General features: G+C 60.2%; 23 protein-coding genes. 12 read left to right on the top strand and 11 right to left on the bottom strand.

The window, feature by feature from the left end; translation table 11 throughout:
- Window positions 1-236 precede the first annotated feature (236 nt).
- The 4 genes from ASD76_RS11200 to ASD76_RS11195 are packed head-to-tail and all read left to right on the top strand — an operon-like array spanning window position 237 to window position 1,223.
- Window positions 237-473, top strand: a complete 237-nt coding sequence (locus tag ASD76_RS11200) for a hypothetical protein (RefSeq protein WP_055922641.1) — start codon at window positions 237-239, stop codon at window positions 471-473.
- The gene (locus ASD76_RS18845; RefSeq protein WP_082553740.1) at window positions 470-868 is read left to right on the top strand and encodes a YegP family protein; all 399 of its coding nucleotides are present in this window, start codon (window positions 470-472) and stop codon (window positions 866-868) included. Before ASD76_RS11200 ends, ASD76_RS18845 begins: the two co-directional genes overlap by 4 nt.
- Window positions 865-1,032: a hypothetical protein gene (locus tag ASD76_RS18280; RefSeq protein WP_156457651.1), complete on the top strand. Its 168-nt coding sequence runs from the start codon at window positions 865-867 to the stop codon at window positions 1,030-1,032. Before ASD76_RS18845 ends, ASD76_RS18280 begins: the two co-directional genes overlap by 4 nt.
- Entirely contained in the window at window positions 1,029-1,223 is a 195-nt protein-coding gene (locus ASD76_RS11195; RefSeq protein WP_055922638.1) for a hypothetical protein, read from the top strand. The genes ASD76_RS18280 and ASD76_RS11195 overlap by 4 nt, the downstream gene beginning before the upstream one ends.
- A gap of 210 nt (window positions 1,224-1,433) precedes the next feature.
- Here ASD76_RS11195 and ASD76_RS11190 read toward each other — a convergent pair whose 3' ends face one another.
- Window positions 1,434-2,924, bottom strand: a complete 1,491-nt coding sequence (locus ASD76_RS11190) for a hypothetical protein (protein WP_055923170.1) — start codon at window positions 2,922-2,924, stop codon at window positions 1,434-1,436.
- Between the two features lie 589 nt (window positions 2,925-3,513).
- On the opposite strand from ASD76_RS11190, the gene ASD76_RS11185 reads away from it, so the two are divergent.
- Entirely contained in the window at window positions 3,514-3,720 is a 207-nt protein-coding gene (locus ASD76_RS11185; protein ID WP_055922635.1) for a cold-shock protein, read from the top strand.
- Between the two features lie 436 nt (window positions 3,721-4,156).
- Here the strand turns inward: ASD76_RS11185 and ASD76_RS11180 are convergent, their stop codons facing one another.
- The 5 genes from ASD76_RS11180 to ASD76_RS11160 form a co-directional block, all read right to left on the bottom strand.
- Window positions 4,157-4,510, bottom strand: coding sequence for a DUF4440 domain-containing protein (locus ASD76_RS11180; RefSeq protein ID WP_055922632.1), 354 nt, complete (start codon window positions 4,508-4,510; stop codon window positions 4,157-4,159).
- Window positions 4,511-4,523: 13 nt separating this feature from the next.
- On the bottom strand, window positions 4,524-6,884 hold the full coding sequence (locus ASD76_RS11175) for a hypothetical protein (RefSeq protein WP_055922629.1): 2,361 nt from the start codon (window positions 6,882-6,884) through the stop codon (window positions 4,524-4,526).
- 1 nt (window position 6,885) lies between these two features.
- Entirely contained in the window at window positions 6,886-8,994 is a 2,109-nt protein-coding gene (locus ASD76_RS11170; protein WP_055922626.1) for a hypothetical protein, read from the bottom strand.
- Between the two features lie 2 nt (window positions 8,995-8,996).
- Window positions 8,997-10,745 carry a ComEA family DNA-binding protein gene (locus ASD76_RS11165; protein WP_082553739.1) on the bottom strand — a complete coding sequence of 583 codons (1,749 nt, stop codon included), beginning with the start codon at window positions 10,743-10,745 and terminating at the stop codon, window positions 8,997-8,999.
- A gap of 409 nt (window positions 10,746-11,154) precedes the next feature.
- Complete coding sequence (locus ASD76_RS11160; protein ID WP_055922616.1) at window positions 11,155-13,047, bottom strand: hypothetical protein; 1,893 nt, start codon at window positions 13,045-13,047, stop codon at window positions 11,155-11,157.
- A 285-nt stretch (window positions 13,048-13,332) separates the two neighbouring features.
- Between ASD76_RS11160 and ASD76_RS17975 the strand changes: the two genes are divergently transcribed.
- Window positions 13,333-13,524 carry a hypothetical protein gene (locus tag ASD76_RS17975; RefSeq protein WP_200943068.1) on the top strand — a complete coding sequence of 64 codons (192 nt, stop codon included), beginning with the start codon at window positions 13,333-13,335 and terminating at the stop codon, window positions 13,522-13,524.
- Between the two features lie 107 nt (window positions 13,525-13,631).
- Here the strand turns inward: ASD76_RS17975 and ASD76_RS11155 are convergent, their stop codons facing one another.
- The 5 genes from ASD76_RS11155 to ASD76_RS11135 all read right to left on the bottom strand — a co-directional run bounded on the left by ASD76_RS11155 (window position 13,632) and on the right by ASD76_RS11135 (window position 19,287).
- Window positions 13,632-14,438, bottom strand: a complete 807-nt coding sequence (locus tag ASD76_RS11155; RefSeq protein ID WP_055922613.1) for a nucleotidyltransferase family protein — start codon at window positions 14,436-14,438, stop codon at window positions 13,632-13,634.
- A 43-nt stretch (window positions 14,439-14,481) separates the two neighbouring features.
- Window positions 14,482-15,936 carry an MmgE/PrpD family protein gene (locus ASD76_RS11150; protein WP_055922610.1) on the bottom strand — a complete coding sequence of 485 codons (1,455 nt, stop codon included), beginning with the start codon at window positions 15,934-15,936 and terminating at the stop codon, window positions 14,482-14,484.
- Between the two features lie 4 nt (window positions 15,937-15,940).
- Window positions 15,941-17,272: a nucleotide sugar dehydrogenase gene (locus ASD76_RS11145; RefSeq protein ID WP_055922607.1), complete on the bottom strand. Its 1,332-nt coding sequence runs from the start codon at window positions 17,270-17,272 to the stop codon at window positions 15,941-15,943.
- Between the two features lie 6 nt (window positions 17,273-17,278).
- Complete coding sequence (locus ASD76_RS11140; RefSeq protein WP_055922604.1) at window positions 17,279-18,034, bottom strand: glycosyltransferase family 2 protein; 756 nt, start codon at window positions 18,032-18,034, stop codon at window positions 17,279-17,281.
- Window positions 18,035-18,138: 104 nt separating this feature from the next.
- Window positions 18,139-19,287, bottom strand: coding sequence for a hypothetical protein (locus ASD76_RS11135; protein WP_055922601.1), 1,149 nt, complete (start codon window positions 19,285-19,287; stop codon window positions 18,139-18,141).
- A 156-nt stretch (window positions 19,288-19,443) separates the two neighbouring features.
- Between ASD76_RS11135 and ASD76_RS11130 the strand changes: the two genes are divergently transcribed.
- The 6 genes from ASD76_RS11130 to ccoN all read left to right on the top strand — a co-directional run bounded on the left by ASD76_RS11130 (window position 19,444) and on the right by ccoN (window position 25,516).
- Entirely contained in the window at window positions 19,444-20,823 is a 1,380-nt protein-coding gene (locus ASD76_RS11130) for an NAD-dependent succinate-semialdehyde dehydrogenase (RefSeq protein ID WP_235506624.1), read from the top strand.
- Between the two features lie 206 nt (window positions 20,824-21,029).
- A complete protein-coding gene (locus ASD76_RS11125; protein WP_055922595.1) occupies window positions 21,030-21,353 on the top strand; it encodes a dihydrodipicolinate synthase family protein in 324 nt (107 codons plus the stop codon).
- 386 nt (window positions 21,354-21,739) lie between these two features.
- Complete coding sequence (locus tag ASD76_RS11115) at window positions 21,740-22,378, top strand: hypothetical protein (RefSeq protein ID WP_162249661.1); 639 nt, start codon at window positions 21,740-21,742, stop codon at window positions 22,376-22,378.
- Window positions 22,375-22,953 carry a DUF6990 domain-containing protein gene (locus ASD76_RS11110; RefSeq protein ID WP_055922587.1) on the top strand — a complete coding sequence of 193 codons (579 nt, stop codon included), beginning with the start codon at window positions 22,375-22,377 and terminating at the stop codon, window positions 22,951-22,953. Before ASD76_RS11115 ends, ASD76_RS11110 begins: the two co-directional genes overlap by 4 nt.
- A gap of 272 nt (window positions 22,954-23,225) precedes the next feature.
- Window positions 23,226-23,759, top strand: coding sequence for a hypothetical protein (locus ASD76_RS11105; RefSeq protein WP_055922584.1), 534 nt, complete (start codon window positions 23,226-23,228; stop codon window positions 23,757-23,759).
- Window positions 23,760-23,860: 101 nt separating this feature from the next.
- On the top strand, window positions 23,861-25,516 hold the full coding sequence (gene ccoN, locus ASD76_RS11100) for a cytochrome-c oxidase, cbb3-type subunit I (RefSeq protein WP_055922581.1): 1,656 nt from the start codon (window positions 23,861-23,863) through the stop codon (window positions 25,514-25,516).
- Window positions 25,517-25,524: the final 8 nt, after the last annotated feature.

Genomic DNA, 25,524 nt, shown 5'->3' with positions numbered 1-25,524 from the left:
AAGGCGCTAGAAATAATTGCCATCGATGATTTGCATATGGTTAGCGGAATTTCGAATACAACATATGATTGTGTTTTACTTAAATTAGTATAGATAAGGTTGAAGTCGATTAATATGCCCCTCTTCCTTGTAATTTAAAAAATATAAGATATACAGTGTACATCACGAGATAATACCTCATAGGCCCCCGTGACTGAGAGATTCGATGTGCTCCCGCTTGCCAAGAGGAGGACACTGTGGATCTCAACCAGCTCTATTTCGATCACCAGATACTCTTGATGAAGGCAGAGCGGGCTGTTTCAGCCCAACTTCGCCACGAGCACGAGGTCAGCGCTTCTCACATCGCGGGGCGGATCGGCTGCATGCAACGGTCGATGGGCGCCGCCAGCGCTCCCTCTTGGGATGCGCTAGCTGCGATCGATGAGCGCTCTCTCGCCAGTCACGTGCGGCACCAGCAAGGATACGTGGCATGAGGCAAATGCATCCAGGCCACACGCGCGTCGATGCTTTCGCCGGGCGCGGGCTCACAACAGTGATTGAACGCCCCTTGCTCAAGGCCAGATTTGGCGTCCAGGACCGCTCCCAGGAGCAAATTGAACCCGATGAGCCAGGCGTGGCTGGCGGTGCGGCATGCCAATTCGACGTGTACCGCGCGGACCAGGTCCGACTAACTGCGACCCAATTCTCCGGAGGAGATTGGCGCTGGCAACTATTGGATAAGGCAGGGCAAATCCTTGTCGAGGCCGGAGGCTATCCAAGCGAAGACAAGTGTCGGGAGGCAGTGAGAATACTGCAGCGCTACGGCGCCCCCGCCACGTCTGCCCCAACAATTTCCTCAGGCACATCAGTCAGGGATGACCCCTCATGAACTCAAAAGACGAAGTCCAACTCGCCGAGATGGAGATCATCGAAGCGCCGAAGATAAAACTGACTTTGGTCCCGCGCTACGCAGTTGGCGGTTACACCAACACGAACCTCGCCCGTGCGATAGTAGAAGCGAAGCGCGCGCGACGCCGGGGGCAAAGCAGATGAACGAGACGCCCGCAGATTTTCTGCGCTTGGCGGCGGCGGCGCGTTTGGAGGCAGTAAATGTGGTCCTCGAAAACGTCCGCCAAAAGCACCTTATCTCCGCCCAGACATTGGAGGGGCTCGCTCAGTTAGCCAGCGAGGTGACAAAGGTCCGAGCGACGCGCCTGGCAACAGCCCGCGACGTTTCGCCGTGAGGACGGCTAAAGCCGCTGCCGTCGCACCGAGCTAAGCCGCGCCGAGGCCCGACCAACCGCTAACGACCCATTTCGCACATTTCGTCTATTTTGACCGAGTGACGAGTTTGCGCCCATCGCCCAAATCCAACGGCACCCGTGTGTGCGCCCAATCGGTTTTCGCTTCGATCTTTGCCGAACCCTACCTCATGGACGAAGCAACCGTCGTCACTAATGAGCAGCGAGAAGGCGTTCCGCCTCGGCGGCGCCTTGCAAAGCGCCGCGCCGACCCGGTGCCAAGGTTAGTGTAGCATTGAAGGCGGACAGCGCCTCCTGCGGCCTGTTGAGCTGAAGCAATAGTTCGCCCAACTGCTCTCGTGCTGGCACTATCGGTCCTGGCGTCAAAGGCAGCTTCTCCAATGCGTCTTCCTCATCCGCTGCCGCAGTCAGAGCCATGGCCGCAAGATCGGCATCGCCCGCTCCGGAAGCGCGCCACGCCTCAGCAGACTTGAGCAGTGCGTCGACTTGGGATTCCCAGTATGCATCACCCGATGCGCGCAAAGCGTCGCGACAGGCTTGCAATTGGAGGATGTCGCCGTCCGCCGACGCTGGTGTGGGACCGCGAAGGCGGCCAAGGGCGCGAGCCCACCAGACGATCGCAGCGACCTGCGGAGCGGATCCCAGCAAAGGCTCCAATTGCGCCGCTGCCGGCCAGTTTCGGCTCTCGACCGCCAGACGCGCCGGCATCGCGTTGCTAGCATACCCCACTTTGAAGGCTTCGGCGGCGAGGTCACCCATGCTCCGGAGGCTCTCGACAATCTGCGCCGCTTCGCCCGTGCGCCCTTGCTGGAGATAGGCGTAGACCAGATAGTCCATGGCGTGCAGTTCCTCGCCAACGTCGCCTTGGGCGTGTGCGGCAGCGCGCGCGGCGAGGTTCGACAAGATCGAATCGTCCCACAGGCCCAACCGCGTAAAGATATGGGAAGGCATGTGCAGGGCGTGGGGCGCCGAAGGCGCAATCTTCGCGTAGGCGCGGGCTGCAGGCAGGCCAAGCTGCGCCAGTTCAGCGCTGTCATAAGCGTGGATCAGGTAATGCGGGACACCTGGATGCCCGGGCTGCCGTTTCCAGATGGGCTCCAGGATCTCAGCGGCGTGCTTTTGCCGCTCATGCGTTCGATCGGCCGGTGACGCCGTAGCCACAAGCGACAGTGCATAGAACGCTCCAACCTCGTCATCGGCAGGGTTGTCTCTGGCAACCGTGGCCATCGCGTCCGAGTAGCGCATTGCGCGCACGGCCGGCGACGCTTGCTCCGCGTCCGCATAATAGGCACCGAGCGCGGCAACGAGGGCTCGCTCGCGTGGCGTTCCTCCGGGCATCGCTGCCGCGTTTCCGATCTCAGCCTTGCCCACGGCGAGTTCGGCACCGGCAGGTACCTCCCAGAGTTGGTGGTAATGGGTCATGGCGCGGCCCCAATGAGCCATGGCGCAAGCAGGGTCTCGCGCAGCAACTTCGGCAAAGGCAGTGTCGGCGGCGGCGTAGGCGAACGAATGGAGCAGCGCGACTGCGCGATCAAAGGATGCTCCCACCGTCGGTGCACAGCTGGTGACGAAATGGACCGCGCCCAGATGTTCTGGCGCAGGGTGAACGGGATGCTCGTCCTGGGCCACGGCGGGAGCCGCCAAAGCCAAGGCCAGTATCGTTGCGGCAAGCCTAGTTGCCATCGTCCATTCCCCGAGGCAGTTCGTGGCCGGCAGCACTGCCCTTAACGATACTTTGGCCGAAGCGGATGGAACTGTCGAGCAGCCCGCCAGGACTACCGGTCCTCGCTCCGATATCGACTGTCCGCTTTCCACCCATTGCGGGCGTTCTTGCGGCGCGGCTCCAAACCAGATTGCGGATCGTCCGCTTTTTAAGGTCCCACCTTTATGCCTGTTGCAGGTTCGGGTGGAGAGAACTGACAGCGACCTGAGTACTGGGCGGGATCTGCACCGGAAGGGATTGGTCGAGTGTCGCGGCGGTGGCCGGGTGCTCATCGAAAAGGGCAAGACTGCTCTCCACCTTTGCCGATAGGTTGGGCGGCGCTGGGCGGCCTGGGACGTTAATAGCAACCGCTCGCAGGCGCCTGACCACTGGCCGCAATCAGGCCGGAAAATCGGGCGCCGCTAGCATCCCAGGAACGAAACCCCATATCAGGGCCGCTACAGTCGCAAATTGACGGTCTTTGGTGCTTTGCGGCTCCTACTTCCTTCTCTCGCTTCTCATAGCATTTAGGGAGCCGACTCTCGGTCTCCTATCCAGAAGGAATTAGATATGGCTACCGGTACAGTGAAGTTTTTTGACGAGACCAAGGGTTATGGCTTCATCACGAATGAAGCAGGCGGCGCCGATGCCTTCGTGCACATTTCTGCAGTTCAGGCCGCGGGGATGAGCTCGCTCGATAAGGACCAGCGCCTTTCCTACGACCTCGAAAACGACCAGCGTGGCAAGTCGAGCGCGGTGAATTTGCAGGCGGCCTAACGGCAGCCCATCTTGACCAAAAGTTCGGGGTAGGTGCGCTGCACCTGCCCCTTTTTTTGGCTTCGCGCGCTTCGCCAGATAACTCCACCTAAAGTCGACTTGCTCTCGGTTAGCTCCGATCAGTTGAATGACCGCTTTCCACCCATGTCGGTCATTCTGACCGGCAAGAACGCAGATCGGCACTCGCTCCAAAGCGGACCATCTGCAAACGACCCATCGCGGACATTCATCGGGCGCGTCAAAACGGGCAATGGCCATCCCGAAGGAACGCTACGTCGTCACGATTGACTCGTCTGTGAGGACAAAGGACGATCTTTCCAGCCGCATCACTGACACGGCGGCGCTCGCCGTGCCCCCGGCACCGCCACGCCGCCTCCGAATATTGGCAGCAATCGCAGGGCCGAACTTGTTCGCCCAGCAACGCACAACTCGTCGCTCAATGAGGCTCGTTGGCCCAGGCCAGTAATTTCCATTCTTCGTCGCGCCGTACGAACAACCGCAGATTGTGATAATCCCGGCCGCCTTGCGTGACGATGCACTGGACCAGGGCGCGGTCGTTGAAGAGCTGAATTGGCTTGAGCACGCGGATTGTACGTTCGCCGCCCGGTGCAACCTTCTGCAAGAAGGTGCCGGCATCGTCGACGGTCCTTTCCGGGTCGGCCCGCTGGAAGGCGAATTTCGGCGCGAGGACGGCGGCCAGGAAAACGCGGTCACCCCGGTTCTCGGCGTCGTTGATTCTTGCGTTGAGGCGTTTCAGCTCTTCATGATCGCGAGCCCCGGTGGATCGCATCACCAGTACTCCTTCACGGGGACGATGCCCGCCGCATCTGCGCAGCGGTAACCTCTTTGAAATTCGGCGTGGTGTCGATGATGAATCTACCCAGATATCGCCGCTCCAAGGCCTCCAGTTCGCGCATGCTGGTGTCAAGCACATTACCGTCCAGGCGGTATTCCACCCGCGCGTATTTGTACTGGTCCAGAATTTCCAGGTCGATATCGAGCTGGCGCCTCAAATCTTTGGACGTGTAGTCGAGCGCGCCCTTGGTGTATGCTTTGGTTTCGCGCAACAGGATGCGTCCATTCCTCTCGCGGACAACACGATCGAACTTTCGTTTCAGGACAGTGTTGTCTGGCATCCAGACCAGGAATGGAACATCGCGGATTTCCTCGATCGGCGTCGGGGTCGCTTGTGCGAACCGATCGACGTATTTGCGCAGAGCATCGTCAGTTGGCGTAACAGTCTTTTTGTTTCGCCTGAGATTCTTTCGACTAAGATAGTTGGCCTGTAAGTCTGCCATCAGCTCACGGCTCATTTTTTCAGCCGTATTGTCTCTGATTAGCTCCGGATATTTCCGGGGCTGGTTGATCAGGCCGGAAGCTATCCAATCCCGGCCTTCACCGGCATCACCGGCTGCCGAACCACTTGGCGGTTCGCGGCTCACAGGCGGCCTATCGACCCTCCTCATCCCTTGGGCCTCATCGATGGCACGGGCTTCTTCGGAGAACTCTATTCCACCGGTACTTTCTTCGTCGCGGAGCCGGTTCGGACCTTTCTTGCCGGCCGATCCAGGTCGCCGCCCTGCTGCCCAAATGGTCGGGTCACTGGCACCGCCAGGTTTCTGGATAGAGTTCTGCGGCGGGATCGTTCCACTTGGAGGTCGCTCGACCCGAGTTACGGGCGTCGCCCGCTGGTTGCGGCCCGCAAGGCTTGTGCCGGGCTCGATACCTCTTGTTGCCGCCGGCACGTTCGCTGCGGCTGCTCGTCCCTTGCCTGCTGTGTCGGCAAGCTTGCGCAACGCACCGGGAATCGCCGTGGCGGCGAGCAGGGCGGTCGCCCCTTGGCCTATGGCGCCGATGTATTTTCCGCCCGTCGACAGCCGGTCGGTTTCCTTCTCGAACAGGGAAGCGGACTCGGCGTGATCCTGATCGAGCTGACGCAGAACTGAAACCGCAGCGCCAGCGGCCTGCAGGATGGCATCGGCCACGGCCGCAACCAGCGCGATCGGTCCGCCGTACATCTCCAACAACGACACGACATTGCCGATCACATCGAGCGCGGTGTCGAGCGCGGGCTTCACTGCAGATGCCCACACCAGTGCATATTGCGTGAGGGTATCGCGCTCCAATATATTGAGCGCCTCGATGCAGCTGCGCAGCGCTCCTGGAAAGCGCCATACCGTCGATGGGTCTTCATTGATCTTGCTGGCGAGGCTGTCGATCGCGGTTAGCGATTCATTGATCACTTCCGCCAGGAATTGGGTACCGGCTGCCGGACCCTTGTTCCAGGCCCGTACCAACATGACGGCCTTCGGGTGCCAGATCATGAGTTCCAGCAACTGCAGGGCATCGACGATGCTCTTGCGGGGCGCGCTTTGTGTCGATGTTCGGGGCTGAGCAAAGACGGGTTTGGGAGGAGCACGCGCCAGGCCGCGGATCTCGGTGCCGGGGTCGGCGGGAGATTCCTGCAAAACGATGGTCTGCTCGCGCGCCTCCTGGATGCACTGGCGAACAGCGGAGATATATCGAACGTGATTGACGCGATCCATGGTCGAACCGTCGCGCCAGGCGCGCCGATTCTTGGGATACAGAACGCGATAGAGGTCATCGTCGCGGACCGATGCCTTGGTCGCATCGACCGTTTTCACCACGATGGCTGCGGCCTGGCTCAGCATCGCGGGCATCTGGGTGGCGTCGATGAGAATTCGCAGCACCTTTTGACGATGCGCGGTGAGTTTCGCGCTCATCCAGTTGACCGCCGTACGTTCGAGCAATGAAACGCCAATCACCGTCTCACGCTCGAACAGGGCGCGCAGATCCTTCTCATTCTTCGATGTGGTGGATGGCAATTGGCCAGAGGCGATCAGGTCCGAGACGACTTCGCCAACGATCATGTCGCGCGTGGTGCGATGGAGGGCGCTGGAGTTTCGTGCAGGATTGAACACGGTGCGCAGAGATCGGCTGTCGGGTTCTATCCACCCGGACAGCGTGTTCAGGACTTTGCGCTCCTTGGCCTTAGCATAAAGCTTCGCGAGGAACGCTAGTGCCCAGCGCGGGTCCGCAGTGAGATCGAGTCCCGGAACGCGATCGGCATCAACGCGGCGTGGTGCCGGCTTTTCATCCTGCTTGCCCGCAGGAGTTGTTGCCGCGTTTGCGGGCTCGGCCACGTCAATCGCCTGGAATGATACCTGCGACCGGACCCTCGACGACTATCTTCTTCTCTATGTCAGGATCTTCGCGTTCGCCTTCCAGTGCCCGCGCGGCGAGCCGGATATTCTCCAGTTCAGCCCGCCGAACTTCGGCCTGGACCTTCTTCACGTCGAGTGCGCGGTGTATGAGCTTGAAGTCTTCGAGCAACGGATGAGCCCCGACCAGGCATTCGATGTACAGCGAATTCGTCGGCACGATGATCCGCTCGCTTTCCTGGCGAGGCGACAGGAGCCGGTCCTTTATCATCTGCTTGAGCTCTTCACGGCGCTCCGCCTTTTCCGCGGGATCGGTGATCTTCTCCAGCACGGTTTCGGCGTACTTCTGCAACTGGTCGATGCTGTAATTGCCCACTTCGTCGGGATCGCGAAGCAAGAGATCAGCGCCTACGTCCAGATAGTCCTGCATCATATGCAGCGTGATGTAGTTGTTCTCCTTGAGAGCGAAGACCATGTAATTGCCCTTGTAGGCGAGCACGTTATCAAGGTCTGCAACGTCCACGAGCTTCTTCCGAGTGACGGTGACCTCGGGCATGGGCAGCTTGCTTATCAGCGCATCGTCCTTGCCCAGCACGGCGCTGAGGCCTGGCGGCATGGTCCGCCCGTTATCACCTGCAGAAACATTGACGTTAACGCCGTTGGTGACTGGCGAGACGATGGGTACGTCGATGTCGTACAAGCGGAAGAACCGCTGGTCGGGCGGCTCCTGCCGCCAGATGGCCTGCATGTAATAAAGCACGTTCTCTTTGACGTGCACGCGCAGCCGATCGATCTCTGCGACGCGGTCGTAGTGCTCCTTCACGGCGATGGAGAGCTTGTTGACTGCGGACTCCAGCGCGGTCGTGGCGACTTCCAGTTGCGCCATCAATCGCGCCCGTTCGCGCTCGACACGGTCGAGAGCCTGCCGCGAATAGTCGACCATTGCCTGGGCAGCGTCGGTGGCGCCGCTGTCCGCGCCGCCAGTGATGCCGATGGGGTCGAAGATGCGTTTGACGGTGTTGAAGATGCCCTGCGCTTGTTGGGTGTCGGTCAGTCCCTCAACCGCTTCCTGGACGCTGCGCTCGTTGCTGGCGAGCAGACCCATTTGCGTCTGGATCTGCTGGTTGATCTTATCGACCAGGTGTTTCTGCGCGATGGCGTTGGATTCGAGAATCCGGATGTTCACCTCGGCCCCGACGAAGCTCCCGGTGAGATATTCGAGCGCTGGCCGGAAGGAGTCATCGAGGATGCAGCGGCGCAGGATCCAGTCGTGCTGGATCAGCCAGGCGTCGTCGATCTCGTGTGGCGCCGGGACTTCATTGGCCACCAGGATGACTGGAGTGAGCTTGTGAATGCGCTCGCTGATCAGGTACGTGCGCTGGAGCTCATAAAAGAGATAGGTGACCGCGAGTTCATCGTTTGGGTTTTGGATCTCGTGAAAGGTCGTGGCCTCGTCCTCTGAGCTCGCGCTGGTGTCGATCTCCATGCGGTGCTGTTCGCGGAATTCCTGCGCGCTCTTCAGCACACTCTCGCGCATCTCGTTCTTGGTCTGCTGCGAATCCCTGGTGCTATCACCCCCGCCGCTCTGAGTGGCGGTGATCGACATGCCGTCACCGCCAAAGGTTTCGCTGGCGGACAGGTTGAAGTGAGTCTTCTCCTGCGCCTTCTTTACGATCTGCTGGTCTGCTCGGGTGGTATCGGTGGACTCGGTCTTGCGGGTCTGGAGATTGTCTTCGATCTCCTTTTCCGCTCGCGACTTCTTGATCACCGAGCGGGTGGTGTAACGCCGGATCTCCTTGGATGCGAGCGGGATGGTGCTGACGAGGTCGCCGACCTGATAATGCTCGGGCTTCCAGGCCTGACGGTATGTCACCATGATTCCGAAGTTGATGGAATCCCTGGCGAACACGTCGAAGGCGTAGCGCTCGGCCAGCAGTTTCTCCATCTTGACGAGGAGCTGCGCCAGACGACTGGACGCGCCGAGCGGATCGGCTGCCTTGACCTCTCTCGCCTCGGTGGCCCGCAGGGACTGGATTGCCGCGTTACCCACGCCGGGTGAGGCGGTTGCCTGAAAGGTGTTGATGGCTGCCACGGTTACCTCTGCCCTTTCCAACGGAACGTCAGCCGCGTCCGATCCATGAGCCGCTCGCCGAGCTCGCCGAGCACGTATCGACCGAGCAGCAGCTCGTTGACCACCTCATCTTCCGAAATGAACTTGAGCGTGCCGTTCTGCATCTGCGAGGCGTTCAGCACCACGCGGTCGATAGGACCGTGGCCACCGCCGAAGTTCTGCAGGTCTGCGCTGTAGATTGGCCGCTGGCTATCGCGATCCCACTGCTGGAACGTGATCTTCTTCTTGTAAGAGTTTGAATCAGTTTCGAGCACCATTTCCACGGCTCCAGGCGGCATCACGTTCTGCTCGGGTGGCCGTAGCTCGATGATGTTGCCGCGGCCTTCGTTGAGCTTGAGCGGGAACTCAGCCCACGTCACGCGTACGGGGCGGTTGCCGGCCTTGATGAGCTCATTGAAGGCCCACTCGATGAACAGGCTGGCACCGCCGGTCGCCACCGCCACCGCACCCCGGGCCGCATCCTCAGGTGTCGGTGTCGGCAGTCCGCCGCTCTTGGCCTCGCTTCCCCCCGGTCGCAAGTTGTCAGGCGTCTCTTCGTCGACGAATTGACTGAGCTTCTTGATTTCATCCATCAGCCGCCGCAAATCTTCGAGACTGCCCACCGGAATGTCAGCCGCTGTGGAACCGCTGAAGTCCTTAAGCCTTACGTACTCGCGATAGAGGTCCTGCCCCAGAGTGGTCAGTTGGCCATCGAAAATCCGTGTCCAGACGTGCCGGAAGGCGATCTGCAGGGTGTGAAAGTCGTGGTAGGCGGTAACATCCGATGCCCCGATCCGCAGTTCGAAATTCTCCCGAATTTCCTTCTGCACCTTGTCGTCGTCGGCACTATTGGGAATCTTGCCGTAGGTAAGTTGGGTTTCCGGCGCCGTCACCGATTCCATCTGCACGGCGACTGCTTCCTCGACCATCGGACTAACATCTCGTGCCTCGAGCGCCGATGTCTTGCGTCGCACCACACCTTGGCCATTCCCATTCTCGCCGGGACGCTCAGCGTCCACGAGGAGCCTTTCAGCTTCGATCTCAGCTGCGAGCGGCGCATGTTCCGGCTCGGTCACCAAGGTGGAGGTCCGGCTCTTGCGGTCGATGTATTCGATGAGTTTGCCCAGATCGACGACCGATTTGCCGTTGTCGCCCTTCTTGACTAGTCTGCGCAGCTCGGGCGTGTCGTGCAGCGCGAGGCCGCGGCGTTCGCCCCCGGATCGAAGCTCTTTCACCCGCTGGGTTATGATTTGATCGAGTTCACCCGACGGATTTGACCCGGGTGCGACATAGTGGCGCTGACCGCGCTCGCCGATGAGTGTGTCTGCAGTGAAATTCTTGAACGCGGCTTGCAGCCTTACATCGATGGCTTCGGCATCGGCGCGCAGCGGCTTCAGATTCTCGGTGAGTGCTCCGCGGACGTTGGCGTCAGCCTGAAACGAGGCATCGATGGCGGCGCTGAAGACGGTCGGAGGTCTCGCCTCCTTTTCGGATCCTGACCTCCCGGCCTTCGCACTGCGTTGCCGGCTATCACCGCGCACGAAAACGTTCGCTTTTAGCGCCGCAAGGTCCTCATCGGTGATGCCTTCGATTGTTCGCAGATCGTTGATGCTACGAAAGCCGCCGCGTGCATTTCGTTCTGCCACTATGCGGACGGCGATAGCCCTCCTGACGCCAGCGCCTCTCTCGAGAGCCGCCCTAGTTGAAGCGTTCAAGTCGAGCTGCTTTGCCATAGTCGCTCCTTTCCGGAGGAGGGCCGCATTCTATGTGTGAGCTTTACTTATCACTCATCGGGTCATTTCGAGAGTCAGAAGATGCGAAAGCGCCGCGAGAGAGGTGCTGTTGGACAATCGACCAGGAACGCTACTTCTTCGATCGTAAGACTTACAAAACTCGACCCTTGGTTGCCGCGGCCGAGTGGCAGATGCTTGCGAGTTAGTTGCTGTCTTCGGGTGCCACGTGCAGCAAGGGGAGACCAGTTGCGCTCAAACTGACAGCGCCGCCACCTAGTCTGGCCCATTCCGGACATCGCCCGAGATCATCCGGTTCATTGCCCCGCGTACGCGAGGTCTCCTTTTCTCGTCTGCATGACCAGGTCGGCTATGTGCAGGAGGCGAAGCCAGTCGGTTGCTCGGCTGAGGATCAGATCAGCGGATCAGTCTTTGTCGGGCCGCCAAAAAAGCAATAGTCGCAAAGACCACTGCGGTGCTGGGCGATGTCCTCGATGGGAAACGGCAGGGAGTCGAGATATTCGAGCTCGAAGGGCGGCCCGTTACGAGGCAGGACGCGGTCCAGCGAATAGTTGCGCAGCATCCTGCAACGGCCCGGAATGGCGGTGCGGTGGATCGCGGAGTTGCGGCCCACAGCGACTTCGGTGATGGAAGTCTGGCTGCCGCCCGGTTCGACCCGAACGATGGGCACAACGGTCTGATGGCTCCAGCGGACGAAGGGATGCGAGCGGTCTACGTAGTCAGTGACCGGCATCGTCACAGTGCCGGAATAGATATTGTCGATCTCGGCACCCAGGGTGCGATAGAGTCGCACATCGACAAGGAGCGCGTCGATAGCGAGAAAATCGACCATCGAGCCGTCGACTCCGATTGAGAGACTGCCGGCTGCCAGAACATCGCGCTGGAGAATAATCTCGTTGGTGTCGCGGCGCCTCACCGTCCAGGCGACACGGAGCTCGGGATCGCTCATCAGGACATCGACCGGCAGTTTCAGCACGAAGCGCGGGGCGGCGGCGGCGGCCTCTTCAGCGGAGATCGAGTATGTTCCGCCCAGCTCCGCACCCCACCACATGTCCGGACGGATCCGAATACCCGTATAGAGGCCCTCGGCGTGACTCTCGAGTTCCTCGACCCGCAGCTGCATTTTCGGGCGGGTCACGCCGATCAGGGTGAATTCGCGATTGCGCCGGCTCATGTACCGTTCGAGCTGACTGTCCGGCGTTTCTCCATCCTCGATCCCGGATTCGATATTGCCGCGGATCATGCTGACATAGGCTTCCATCACGGCGGCGCCGAGGCCGAAACTCAGCATCGATGCGAGGATCTCTGCACCGACCGCCCACCAGGGGCGTGTGATGTCGACCTGGATGTCGTCCATCTCGAACCAGATCTCTTCAGCGCCGGGATAGCGAACTACAAAATGCTCGCCGTATTGCTCGTGCCATTCGTCGACGGTGTCCGGACGCTTGAGGCGCGGCCGCGCCTTGACCGAGAAGTTCACGCTGCCGCCCGATTTGGAGGCTCGGCCGATGATTTCGATGTAGCCATCATACGGGACGATCGAGAGAGCCTCGAGCACTGCGCCCTGTTCGGCGACACCATCCTCGATCTTGGTGCGTATCAGGCCGAAGGCCGACGGCAGCGCGCGCGGGGAGACCCAGATGCCGATCTCGTGGCCGCGGGTCTCGTCAGTGAGAGGGCCGGTGCCGCTGGTCGAAATCTCGTCATTGTCCACGTCGAGACCGACAAGCAGGGTCTCCGGCGCATAGGCGGCACGCGCCGTGAGGCTCGGTTCTGCCGCAAGGCTCCCGATGAATTCGAGTGAGAAAGGCTTCAAGACCGCGTTGATGGTGACGAAAAGTCCACGCATGGCCTGGAGCAGGGCCGCGCGAAACGGATCGGACGCAAGGAGATCAAGTTCCGGCTGGGAGAACAGGCCTCCGCTGTAGGGGTCGATCGAGAGATTCGTGAATTCGAGCGTGGCGATATCCACGTTGACCGATAGCTCGCCGGCAACGACCTCGACCATGGCCAGGGCCCTCATCGTCATCCGCATCTTAACCTTGCGCGCGAGCGGGCCGAGGGTAAACGGGCCCCATCCTTCGAGATCGAAGAACATGCCGCCGGCATCGGGAAAGCCACCGATCCTGACCTGGGGCAGCGCGAAGAAGATGCGCGCGCTCGCCCCGGGATTGCTCATCACCAGCTGCGGCGTCGCTAGTCCGGCATTGTAGGTGGCGCGCAACAGGAGCTGGAACAGACGCTGATGGATCGAAACGGTGGCTGCGAAACCGCCAGTGCTCATCCCCGTCACCCCTTGTTGCTGCGAACGGAAACGGTAGGGCCGGACAGGTTTGGCTTATAGCAATAACCGATGCATCGGATGATTTGAATCAGCGCGAAGAAGCTCAATCTAGGACTGACGCCAATCGCAACGCTTCGCCTCAAATTGCCGCGCGTTCTTTCGAGACGCGATCCTTACCGCCGACCCCGCAATGACTATAACATGCGGTTCGAATATTTCCAAAGGGGGCGGTGTCAGAGCAAACGCACCGGATGGCGCCTTGGCCGACTTGAGGCACGACAGCGCATGCCCCGATCTAGGAAACCAGCCAACCCGTTCCGCTATTTCAACTCCTCACCCGAGGTGATCCGCCTCGTGGGGATGATGTATGTGCAGTTCTCGTGGTCGCTAAGGAACGTCGAGGAACTGCTCTCCGAACACGGCATCGACATCTGCCCCGAGATCAGCGCCAGTGGAGCCGAGTTGGCGTTAGGCTGACAGCACCGCCAGTCAGTCGCCTGCAATTTCTCGGCCTGAGGAAAGTCACGTCATGATCGTGATCGGGTTTGCATCCGCCGCGACGGCTTTCTCATCGATTGATGGGATTATGAAGGACGTTGCTCGACCGCCTGCGGTTGAGTGGCAAGGGCGCGTTCGATCAGCGTGGCCTCTGCCAAATCGAAACTGTGCTTATGGTCTACGTCGATCGGACCCCAGGGATAATCCAGCCAGGAAATTTCAATGTTGGCGCCAAGCCTGCGTCCGATGACGTTCAGGAGACCCGAAACGTCGGCAAGCTTAAGCTTGTAAACAATGAAAGGCCAAAGGCCGAAGGCCTTAAGGATGCGGATGTGCCGCTTGCCGAACTGGCCGCCACTCTCGAAGACCTTGACTGAATTCAACGCGTTTTCATTCTTCAGGCCGTAGAGATTGCACGAGGAAAAGCCGCCGTCCTTGAGGCGATGGAAGGCCAGCCCCGAATTTGCATATTCGCGTAGCACCACGTCTTCCTTGGTGAGACCGACCAGGGCATCGGCATCGCTCGCATGAAAATCGCGTACGAAGTCGCGCACGATCTCGGGCGTATGAAGTGCGTTGTCGCCAGTCGTGATGACCAAGGGCAGTGCCTTGTCGATCTGTTCGACCGCCTTCAGCACGCTGTCTGCGAGATTGCCGTGTGACTGTATGTAGACCACGCGGCCCTCGTCGACCCAAGCCGACATTTTCGGAGTTGCGGTGAGTATGTCAGGACGATCGACGGAGACGTGAGCCCGATCGAAGCAGCCACTGTCGAGCAGCGCTTCAAGCACGCGTTCCAGCATCACCTGTCCGTCAATCTCGACCAGGCACTTGTGCGACTTCTGCTGCAGCTTTGCCACGGGATCGTCCTCGCCACGACGGCTGGCCGCCATGACGAGTACCGAAGCCCTCGGACCGGTTCGGTCCGGCGACGAGTCAGTTGGCGTTGTCATAGACTCTTCGTTGTCCTTGCTGCCTGGTCGCTTGAGAAGACGGGAAAGTGGCTCTGGCCATGATCTCGCCTGCGTGGGACAGATCGGGCAACCGTTCCAATGCATCGCGCAAGTGGGCACGGGCGTCATCGTCCAGCACCCCAGCGCAGCACTTGTCGAATTTGCTCCAGTACTCGGCATCGGTGAAAGGTGCCGCCTTGCTTCCTCGAGGCCAGGCGATAACCGCCTTCACCTTGCGACCGTCCTTCAACTCGACGTGGACCTCGGTCGGGAATTCGCTTTCGGCCTTGTCGACCGGATGCCGGTGGATGATCGGGAACAGGGCCCGGACATCCTCGGACATCACCTTCTCCGGCGTGAAGTCCGCCAGGGTGCAGTCTCCGCGAGCGAGAATGCAGCCCACGGCATATTCAGCGGAAAACTTGGCCTCCAGGGGATTCTGCGGGTCCGTGTAGAACACATTGTTGAAGTGTACTTGCGGCATCAGGAGATCGACCGAGACAACATCGGCGGCGGTGAAGTCGTACTGCTCCTTGAGATCGAGAAGCCCGTCCATCGCGCGATGGATCGCTCCGCAGGTGGGGAAGCGTTTCACGCGGAACTTGTGTTCGGTAATCAGCAACGGTTCGCCCACGTTTTCGAGCGAGTAACGCAAGGTCTGCCCATGCTCGACGTGGGTCATGGCATCGCGCAGCTGTTCATAGTCCGGGCCGACCATCAGCCGATTCATCCCGGTGGCACCATCGAGCGTCAATGCCCCCGCCGTGACGCCTGCCTGCGCAAACCTCGCAGCCATGATGCCGCCCTTCGCCGCCAGGCCCGCGTGGATCGGTTTCATCTCCGTGCCGAACTGCGACATGAAGCCCCCGGACATGCTGGTGGCGATGGAGAGAGCTCGGGCGCAGGTTTCCGCATCCAGCTTAAGAAGCCGCGCGCACGCAGCGGTCGCCCCCATTACCCCCACGGTGGCGGTCGCATGCCAGCCGCGATTGCGATGCGTGGGGTTGAGCCCTTGACCGATCCGGCCGAGTATCTGCAGTCCAACGATATAGGCATCGATCACCGCAGGTCCGGAAAGCTTCTCCTCTTCCGCCACCGCCATGATCGCCGGCACCAGCACGGCGCTGGGATGCGCCTTGGGAGGATCGAAGTTGTCGTCGAAGTCCAGCACGTGGGCGATCGCGCCGTTGACCAGCGCGGCCCAAGGCGCGGCCAACTTCTGCTGCTTGCCGAAAACGGTGCATGGGCCGTGCCCCCAGGCCTCAACCGTCGCAAAGATCTTGTCCGCCAGGGGATCGACCGCGCCGGGCACCATGACGGCGATCGTGTCGATGAACTCTCGATGCGCCCATTCGCGCGCGTCCTGCGGCCAGTCGTCGGCGACACCGGCAATCCAGTCGCCAAAGACTTCCTGGGGTTTCCGCTCGATCCGATGCACTGGTCTAGAGGCGTTGATCGCTTGCGCCCTTCGGCAGCACTGACTTCACGTCGTAAAGGGCTGCACCGGGCTTACCGAGCGCACGGATTCCGTTTTCTCCCATGGCCAGGAATTCCTCATGCGCCACAGCCAGGATAATGCCATCGTACTTGCCGGTTTCGAGAACGGTCACAGGACGAATGCCGTATTCTTCGGCACATTGGCCCGCATCGACCCAGGGGTCGTAGACGTCCACCGCAAGATCGAATTCCCGCAAATGACTGACGATATTGGCGACTTTGGTGTTGCGGTGATCCGGACAACCTTCCTTGAAAGCGAAGCCCAGCACCAGGACGCGCGGACTTCCTCCGAGCAAGCCCTTGCGCCCCATCAACCGCACGAACTGGTTTGCAACGTACTTTCCAACCCGATCGTTGATCCGCCGACCGGCCAGGATCACCTCGGGATGGTAAGCGATCTCTTCAGCCTTGTAGGTGAGGTAATAGGGGTCGACGCCAATGCAGTGCCCGCCCACCAGGCCAGGCCTCACAGGCATGAAGTTCCATTTCGTGCCGGCAGCTTCGAGCACCTCGATGGTATCGATGCCAAGCGCGTTGCAGATCATCGCCAGTTCGTTTGCCAGTGCGATATTGAGATCGCGCTGGGTGTTTTCCATCACCTTGGCCGCCTCTGCCACGCGGATCGAACTCGCCCGATGCGTGCCCGCCGTAATGATGCGACGATAGAGCCGATCGACAAAGTCTGCAGCCTCGGGCGTGGAGCCGGAGGTGATCTTCATGATGTCGCCGACCTTGTGCGTCTTGTCCCCGGGATTGATCCGCTCCGGGCTGTAGCCGCAGAAGAAATCGCTGTTGAAGGTCAGGCCTGAAATGTCCTCGAGGATCGGCACGCAGAACTCTTCGGTGCAACCGGGATAGACAGTGCTCTCGTAGATCACGACGTCGCCGCGCTTGAGAACGTGGCCGATAGCGCGAGTGGCGCCTTCCAGCGGGCAAAGGTCCGGGTGGTTATGGTTGTCGAGCGGCGTCGGTACGGTGACGACATAGATGTTGCAGGCCGCGACTTCGGCCCAATCGGCCGTGAATGTCAGATGGGTCGCGGCCCCTAGTTCCTCTGCACTCGTCTCCCTCGTCGCGTCGTGCCCGAGCTTGAGCTTATCGACACGCGACGTGTTGATATCGATGCCGATGGTCGGGAATTGCTGTCCGAGAGCGACGGCGATTGGAAGGCCGACATAGCCGAGGCCCACCACACCGACGCGCGCATCTTCCAGCTTCAGCGGGAAAGTGGCCGGTACCTGCTCTTCGTGAACTTGTTCGATGAGAGGCTGGGCCATAGACTGTCAGTGTCCTGTCGATTGAAGCGGCCAGTAGCCGGAAAGGATGCGTTCGCCCCGTTCGCCGCGTTCGACCTCATCGATCACGCGCTTGCCGATGCCGGACAGATTGCCCTGATGCATGCGGTAGCAGAACAACGGCTCGGCCAGATGACGACCGTTCCAGCCATCGGCGACGATCTTCTTCCACTTGTGGTGCTTGGTGCCCTTGCGGATTGCAGAGTCGTAAGGCGCTGCTTCAAAGACCGGAGCGGCAAGGCAAGTCGCGGGTTCGGGGACGAACGAATATCGCTCCAGCAATGCCTTGTCCCAGGCGGTGGACTTGCCGCGATCGAGTTCCTGGCCCGTCCGCGAGATCAGCATGCAATCGGTGTAGATAAACGCGATTGTCTCGTCGTCCTCTCGCGCCCGCTCCAGCTCGGCAATGGTCCGCGCTGCATAATCCGGCAGGAGAATGTCATCGCTGTCGAGGATGATGAAATAGCGGCCGGTGACATGCTCCAAGGCGCGGTTGAGCGCGCCTAGCTTGCCGACGTTCCGCTCCAGAACGATCAGTCGCTTGGAACGGACGTTGCCTGCAGCGGCCAACGCTTCCTCGATTACCTCGACGGAATTGTCCGTGCTGGCGTCATCAACGACGATCAGTTCGATTGGGCCATAGGTCTGCGCATTGATCGATGCGATCGCCGCACCTATGAATTCCCCATAGTTGTGGTTGGGGATGACCACACTGAGCACGGCATCATTTGCGAGGTCGTCCAAGCCGGACTCCTTGAGCGCTGCGCCAGATTAACCTGCCGGGAGTCCGCAACGATCCGGTTCCGACAGCACCCCATGTAAGTCGAACATATGGGGTGACTGTGTAGCTACAGGTCTTTCGCTTCCCGCGCAAACAGGTTGGATGCAGAGCGGTCCAGCCGTGCGACAAGTTCCCCACAGATTTGGCTCACTAGCCGCTTTTGCTCGTCGGCCATGGAAGCGCGCTTCTCGGCGCTATCGAGCTGAAACTGCTGCTTGTCGCTATCGTCCTTGGAGTGGAACCTGAACTGCTCCAGCATCAGCGCCAGCTCCGCACCGTCTGGCTTGAAGTTCAAACCCCGCTCCAGGATCGTGGGAAAACTGGCGGGATCGATATCCTTGTAATTGACGTGCACGATACGACCCGGGGCCTGCTCCGCTACGTCGAGGTAGTGGGCAAAGCAGTGGGCAAGATACTCGACATCGCCCATGTCCTGCGTCGCGCGCCAATCGCCCCCCATCAGGAAACCCGCCTGCCTGCGTCCCTTTGCCCAGAGCACCGCGCTGGTCTCGCGGAGGACGGAGACGATGACTTCCGCCGGGTCGCGATAGAGGAACAGCGCCGGTACGTCCGGAAAAGCTCGCATGGCGAAATCCAGGTAGAGCGTGTTCCAGCTGATGAACTTGACGAAGGCGTGAACCTGCTCCGGCCTTCGGCGGCGGGTCATCGCCAGCACCAGGTTGCGGAACGCCTTGAGGTTCTCCGGGCTCGCCTCGGCCGGCTGCGTCCAGTCACGTGTGATCGTGGCCCAGAAGCCGCGCTGCAGCGGACCGCCTTGGTTGATCACCACGTGCCGTGGAGAACGCGCAAGGGCTTTTGCCGCCAGCGTCGATCCGCATCGCGAGATGTGAAACAGGAAGCCGTCCGGCTCGATGGGGTCCGCGAGGATGCGATCATCCTGGAGGATCGCGAAATCCGTCGAGAAGGCATCGCCGATCTGGCCACTCTGGGCCAGCTTCTCGATCGTGTACATGAACTGCCATTCGCGAAACGGATGGTCACCAATATCCGCCCATAGCACCGCGCCGCCCCCTGGCTTGCTCTCGGGGTCGATGGCGACAGGCACCATTCCGGGAGTTGCGCGGATGCGTTCGATTGCCTCGTCCGTGCGAAGGCGTTTCTCGACGATACCGGGGATCAGGCCTGCGACAACTTCGTGGTCCGGTAATGCGTAAAGCGCTTGCACGTCGATCGGTCGCTCCGGCTGCGGAAGCACGATAGGTCCCTATCCAACGCTTGGCAAACGAAGGTCGAACAGGCACATCGACTGTCAACGGGTGTGCGGTTCGTTCAGCTCCGCAATGCGAGAGGCGAAACTATGTCAGGCTGGCTCTCCAACCTTTTACCGCAAGGTCTCGACGATAAAGCGGGCATGCCAGTGCTGAACCCCGCCAACGGGGACGTGGTGGCGTCCGTGCGAACCTATTCCGAAACCGAGATCGATGAGATCATCCGCAAGGCGGACGCCGCTCGCCATGACTGGGCCGCGGTTACCGCCAAGGAGCGTTCAGCCATACTGCGGGCCTGGTTCGACCTCATCATCCTCCATCGCGAGGAACTGGCCGAAATCTGCACGCGCGAATGCGGCAAGCCCCTGGCTGAAGCGCGCACCGAAGTCGACTACGCCGCCAGCTTCGTCGAATGGTATTCGGAGGAGGCCAAACGCGCCTACGGGGAGACCATCCCCAGCTTTGCCGTCGGCAAGAGTATTGTCGTGACCAAGGAACCGGTCGGGACGTGCGCGGCCATCACGCCGTGGAACTTTCCGCTCGCCATGATCACTCGCAAATCCGCTCCGGCGCTTGCTGCAGGATGCGCGATAGTGATCAAGCCGTCCGAGGCGACGCCGCTGTCCGCGCTGGCGCTCGAAGCGCTGGCGGTGAAGGCGGGCATCCCGACCGATGTCCTCAGGATCGTGCCAAGCGACGACGCGCCCATGGTCGGGAAGCTGTTCTGCACGCACCCTACCGTCCGCAAGATCAGCTTCACCGGTTCCACCGCAATCGGCAAGCTTCTGCTGGAACAGGCGGGCAGCACGGTAAAGCGCGTCAGCATGGAACTTGGCGGTAACGCGCCCTTCATCGTGTTTGGGGATGCCGACGTCGATGCCGCGGTGGATGGTGCGATGATCGCCAAGTTCCGCAATGCCGGGCAGTCGTGCATCGGCGCCAACCGCATGCTGGTGCAGCGAGACGTGCACGATCTCTTCGTGGAGAAGTTCGTGGCACGCGTCAGCGCCCTTAAGGTCGCAAACGGCCTCGAAGAAGGCGCGCAGATCGGCCCACTGATTACCGACACGGCCTTCAAGAAGGTGGAGTCGCTGACCGACCTCGCGCTCTCGCAAGGCGCTTCGCTCGCATGGGGGGGGAGCCACCACAATGCCGGCGCACAGTTTTACACGCCCACGGTCCTGACCGGCGTAGCGCCGGACATGGATATCGCGCGGCAGGAAATATTCGGCCCGGTTGCCTCGATAACGTCCTTCCAGAGCGAAGATGAGGCGCTGCGTCTCGCCAATGATACGCGCTACGGCTTGGCGTCTTACTTCTACACCCGTGATATCGGTCGCGTGGCCCGCGTGATGCGCGAGCTGGAGTACGGGATGGTGGCCGTGAACGAGGGCCTGCTTGGCACCGAGGTCGCGCCTTTCGGCGGCATCAAGGAATCGGGTCTCGGTCGCGAAGGTTCGCGACACGGGATGGATGAGTACCTTGAACTGAAATACGGATTGATCGGCGGGCTTGGTACCTGAGTTCCTGGCTCGCAGGATGCAACCACGTCGATCAAGTTCGACCGCGTCTAATGTAGACGCGTTCGCATTGGACTGACAGCACCCTTTCGATCGGTTCAGGCCATCCAGCTAAGCCGTGCAATGATTGAACGCGCCTTTGGCTTGGACCCTTCCGCCCGCTGAACTTATCGCTCGCTCGGGATCTGTCTGGAAAGAGAAGCAACGCGATGTCGAACTTGAACCCCGCGGCGATGGCGCAACAGTTGGGCAAGGGGCTGCTGTCCTTTCCCGTAACCCATTTCGATGACGGAGGTCGCTTCGCCGAAGGGGCCTATCGTGCGCATTGCGCCTCCATGCTCGAGCAGGAACTGGCCGGCCTGTTTGCGGCGGGCGGCACGGGCGAGTTCTTCTCGCTCGCTCCTGACGAAGTGATCAGCGTCACATCTGCTGCAGTTGAAGTTGCCAAGGGAAGAGTGCCGGTGGTTCTGTCAGGCGCCGTAGTCGGAGCGCGAGTCCAGGCTTCCAATGGAGATCGGTTAGCATTGGGCTGACACATCGCCCGGCTAGCCACTCCTCGAGATCGCTGGGGCCTGGCGCCAAACCGCGGGGTCCTGCGTGGTTTGGCGGACTGACCGCGCTGGAAAGAGCTCTTCCCCACTCAGCGCTGGCCGGGCCCGGCCTATGCCGGCGGCCGACCGCGAGCTCCCCTTCCGTAGTGTTACGTATTGATGCACCGATCCTGCGGTCACACCTCATTCAAGTCATTGTATTTTAAAGAATCGGGGGGTTCAGTTGCGTCCGGAAGCCGGTTCACAGCAAGGCTTGCGGACGACGATTCCGACCGCGCGATCCGTGCGTCGGATCACCACTGGCTTCGCCGTGGGTCTTGCTGCTCTGGCCTCCTCGGCTGCCGCGCAAACCGAAGATCTGCTCGTGCGTGAAAGAGCGCGGCTCGAGGCCGAGCGTCAAAGGTGCGATCAACGGCTTCGATGCTGCGCTTCGCGATGAGACCAGCATGGGGACCTATCTCGAGCAGGTGCGGGACGGGGCCGTCCACCTCGCCAATGCCGACATCCGCACCCAGGCAACCGCCGCTGGCCACGCTGCGGCAACAGCGGCAACAGCGGCGGCCGAAGCAGCGCTCAGCAAGGGTGCGAGCAAGGCGGTGCCGGATGTCGAGGCGCCAAACTTACCACCAAAGCTCACGATCCGCGACCACAATGAGCATCACCAGGCCATTGTTGCTGACCTGAAAACGCAGCTCAAAGATCTTGGCTATCAAGTCTCGGACAAGGAAATTTCGTTTGGCGATTCTTGCGGAGCGGGGCGGTGTCGACCGGACATCGTTTACGTAGCACCTAATGGCAAGGTGGCCATTATCGAGGTAAAGACTGGCGACGCCGAGTTAAGCATCCGACAGAGCGAGATTTTTCCTCAGATTAGAGACGGTGACTCTATTCCAAGGGGTCAGGTCGCTAAAGATTTTGATCTAGTTCCAGACATTCCCCTCAAAGATCAGGGCTATCCAAATGGCATCCCAATTTACGAACAGGCGTTTCCAGGATTAGGAAAATGACAAATAAAGACGTCACGAAAATTTTAAAAGAGCTCGGATGGCTGGCATTAACTGATGAAGTTGGAGATCGGTATGCTACTATAAAATTGATTGATAGAAATATCAATTTTATATACGGCATCAAAAATACAAGTAATTATCAAAAGATTGAATCATCACTTTCTGTTTATACTGACATTTTTTCTTATACGTGTGTTTATATACATGGGGATAGTAATGGGGCGTGCCCACTTGTGGTTGCGCGGAGTGGTATTGATATTCGTGCGCCAGAAATTCTCGAAGAGCACGTTCGTCAAGCTTCAAACGAAGCGATCGCATGGGCAAGCGCGCAGGATCTGGACAAGGCGCTTCAAGAGCATGCAGAGCTTCCGACTAACGCGCCCGGGAACAGGCCTATCCGCCACCTCGCAGCCTTGGCCATTTTGGGCAATGTCCCAAGGCTCAAATATTATCAGGCGAGCTTTGCGGCCGGCAACAGGCTTGGGTTTGTGCCCTACATAACCAAGGACTACGTTGATCGAGCTGTCGCACTGGCCGAGAAATATTCAGATCACGCCTCGACCGTTCCGGAGTGACTTCGAAACATCCTGCCCGCCAATGTGACACTTTCGCCCGGTAAAGCGACGAAATTGAGTGGGTAGCCTTGCGATTTAGTATCGAGTCCTCAGAGCTCGCCCGCGACTTGTTCCCGCGGCCCTTTAATGAATCGTGCCTCCGAAAGCGCTGACCGTCGCTATGGCTTAAGTCAATCCGCGGTTTCCACGAGGAGCAGCAATCGTATTGCTTGTGCTAGATTGGTCAGATTGAGGATCTTCTGAGCGCGAACGCTATAATTGGGGGAAAGTCGATGCTTTTTCATTTATTGGTGATGGCGGCAAGCACTACCGCGGCGCCTACGAGCCAAGCGGGTGCGCGAATTGGGACCATCGAAAGCCTCTGGGCGGAAACAACAACGTACATATGCGCAATCAACCGCCCAAACGGAGCTAAGACGCTTCTCGCGCTGCAGACTTTCCCCGTTCAAGAACAGATCAACCTCCGCATCGTGGGGTTAAACGGTTGGCCTGAGGGCGAGGTGTCTGCCAAGATTCCGGTCGCGCTCAAGGTGCCAATTCCTCCCTTCGAGGGCGGAATTTCACACGTGGGAATCTTTGTCGTGCCGATTGCGGAACGAACTCATCGGTTTCATTTTTCTGTCAGTCTAGTCCCGCTGCTAAAGGATGATCGACCCATCGAGTTGGAGGGTGCGACACTGATCAATCGATCCGCGACGCTTACGATCAGCGCGCCGTCACCGACGGGGGCCGGCCCAAGCGAGAATATCGGTAGTGGATTTTGTGAAGCTCAGGCCGATGATGAGGTATTCAGCATCGTCGGTTGAAAGGTCCTGTCGGGCCAACGCCCGCCTTCCTTTGACCAAAGTCAAAGTCTTGCCCGCCCCGGAGACCTAGGGGGAATTCTCCGCAGGAAATCGAGCAAGACATGGATACTGTCGTAGCGCGAACCGGGTTCTGGTTCGTGGTCATCCTTCTAGCTATCGTCGCCGTGGCGCTCTCGCAGGACGCCGGATACGCCGCGCACATGACCATCGTCGCGCTGGCGGCGGGCGTGTGTCTGGTCGTGAGCATGACCAACGTCGACTACACTGCCGTCGCCAATGGCATCCTGCGCGTTCCGGCTGATCCTTCGCGCTATGACGACGATCCGATCCGCTGGGGCGTTATCGCCACGGTGTTCTGGGGTATCGTCGGCTTCCTCGCCGGGGTCTTCATCGCCCTGCAGCTCGCCTATCCGCAGCTGAACTTCGAACCCTACCTCAACTTCGGGCGCGTCCGTCCGTTGCACACCTCGGCGGTGATCTTCGCGTTTGGCGGCAATGCCCTGATCGCGACCAGTTTCTACGTCGTGCAGCGCACCTGCCGTGCGCGGCTGGCGTTCCCGCAGCTCGCCCGGTTCGTGTTCTGGGGATACCAGTTGTTCATCGTGCTCGCCGCGAGCGGTTATTTGCTCGGCGTCACGCAATCGAAGGAATACGCCGAGCCCGAATGGTACGTCGACTGGTGGCTGACGATCGTCTGGCTCGCCTATCTGGCGGTGTTCGTCGGCACGATCATCAAGCGGTCGGAACCGCACATCTACGTCGCCAACTGGTTCTATCTCGCGTTCATCATCACGGTGGCGATGCTGCATGTCGTGAACAATCTCGACATGCCGGTGAGCCTGCTGGGGTCGAAGAGCTATCCGTTGTTTGCCGGCGTGCAGGGCGCGCTGGTGCAGTGGTGGTACGGCCACAATGCGGTCGGCTTCTTCCTCACCGCCGGGTTCCTGGCGATGATGTACTACTTCGTGCCCAAGCAGGCCGAGCGGCCGATCTACAGCTATCGCCTGTCGATCATCCACTTCTGGAGCCTGATCTTCCTCTACATCTGGGCCGGTCCGCACCACCTGCACTACACCGCGCTGCCCGACTGGGCGCAGACGCTGGGCATGGTGTTCTCGATCATGCTGTGGATGCCGAGCTGGGGCGGCATGATCAACGGACTGATGACGCTCAACGGCGCGTGGGACAAGATCCGCACCGATCCGATCATCCGCATGATGGTGATGTCGCTGGCCTTCTACGGCATGAGCACGTTCGAAGGGCCGCTGATGTCGATCAAGAGCGTCAACTCGTTGTCGCACTACACCGACTGGACCATCGGCCACGTGCATTCGGGCGCGCTCGGCTGGAACGGCCTGATTACCTTCGCTGCGGTCTATTACCTGGTGCCGCGGCTGTGGGGGCGTGAGCGGCTTTACAGCCTGCGCATGGTCAACTGGCACTTCTGGCTCGCGACCATGGGGATCGTCTTCTACGCCGGGAGCATGTGGGTGGCCGGGATCACCCAGGGCCTGATGTGGCGTGAGTTCGGGGCTGACGGCTACCTCGTCAACAGCTTCGCCGATACCGTTGCGGCGCTTCATCCGATGTACGCGCTGCGGGCGGTGGGCGGGGCGCTGTACCTCGCGGGCGGCCTGGTCATGGTGTGGAATGTGTGGGCCACGATCCTCGGCCGTCTGCGGACCGAGGCTCCGATGAGCGACGCCGCCTTCGATCCCGCCAAGGATCGCCCGATCGTCGCAGTCCCGGCCGAATAGGAAATCAC

The sequence above is a fragment of the Altererythrobacter sp. Root672 genome (assembly GCF_001427865.1).
Classification (GTDB): Bacteria; Pseudomonadota; Alphaproteobacteria; order Sphingomonadales; family Sphingomonadaceae; genus Croceibacterium_A.
This window is presented reverse-complemented; position numbering and strand designations above follow the sequence as displayed.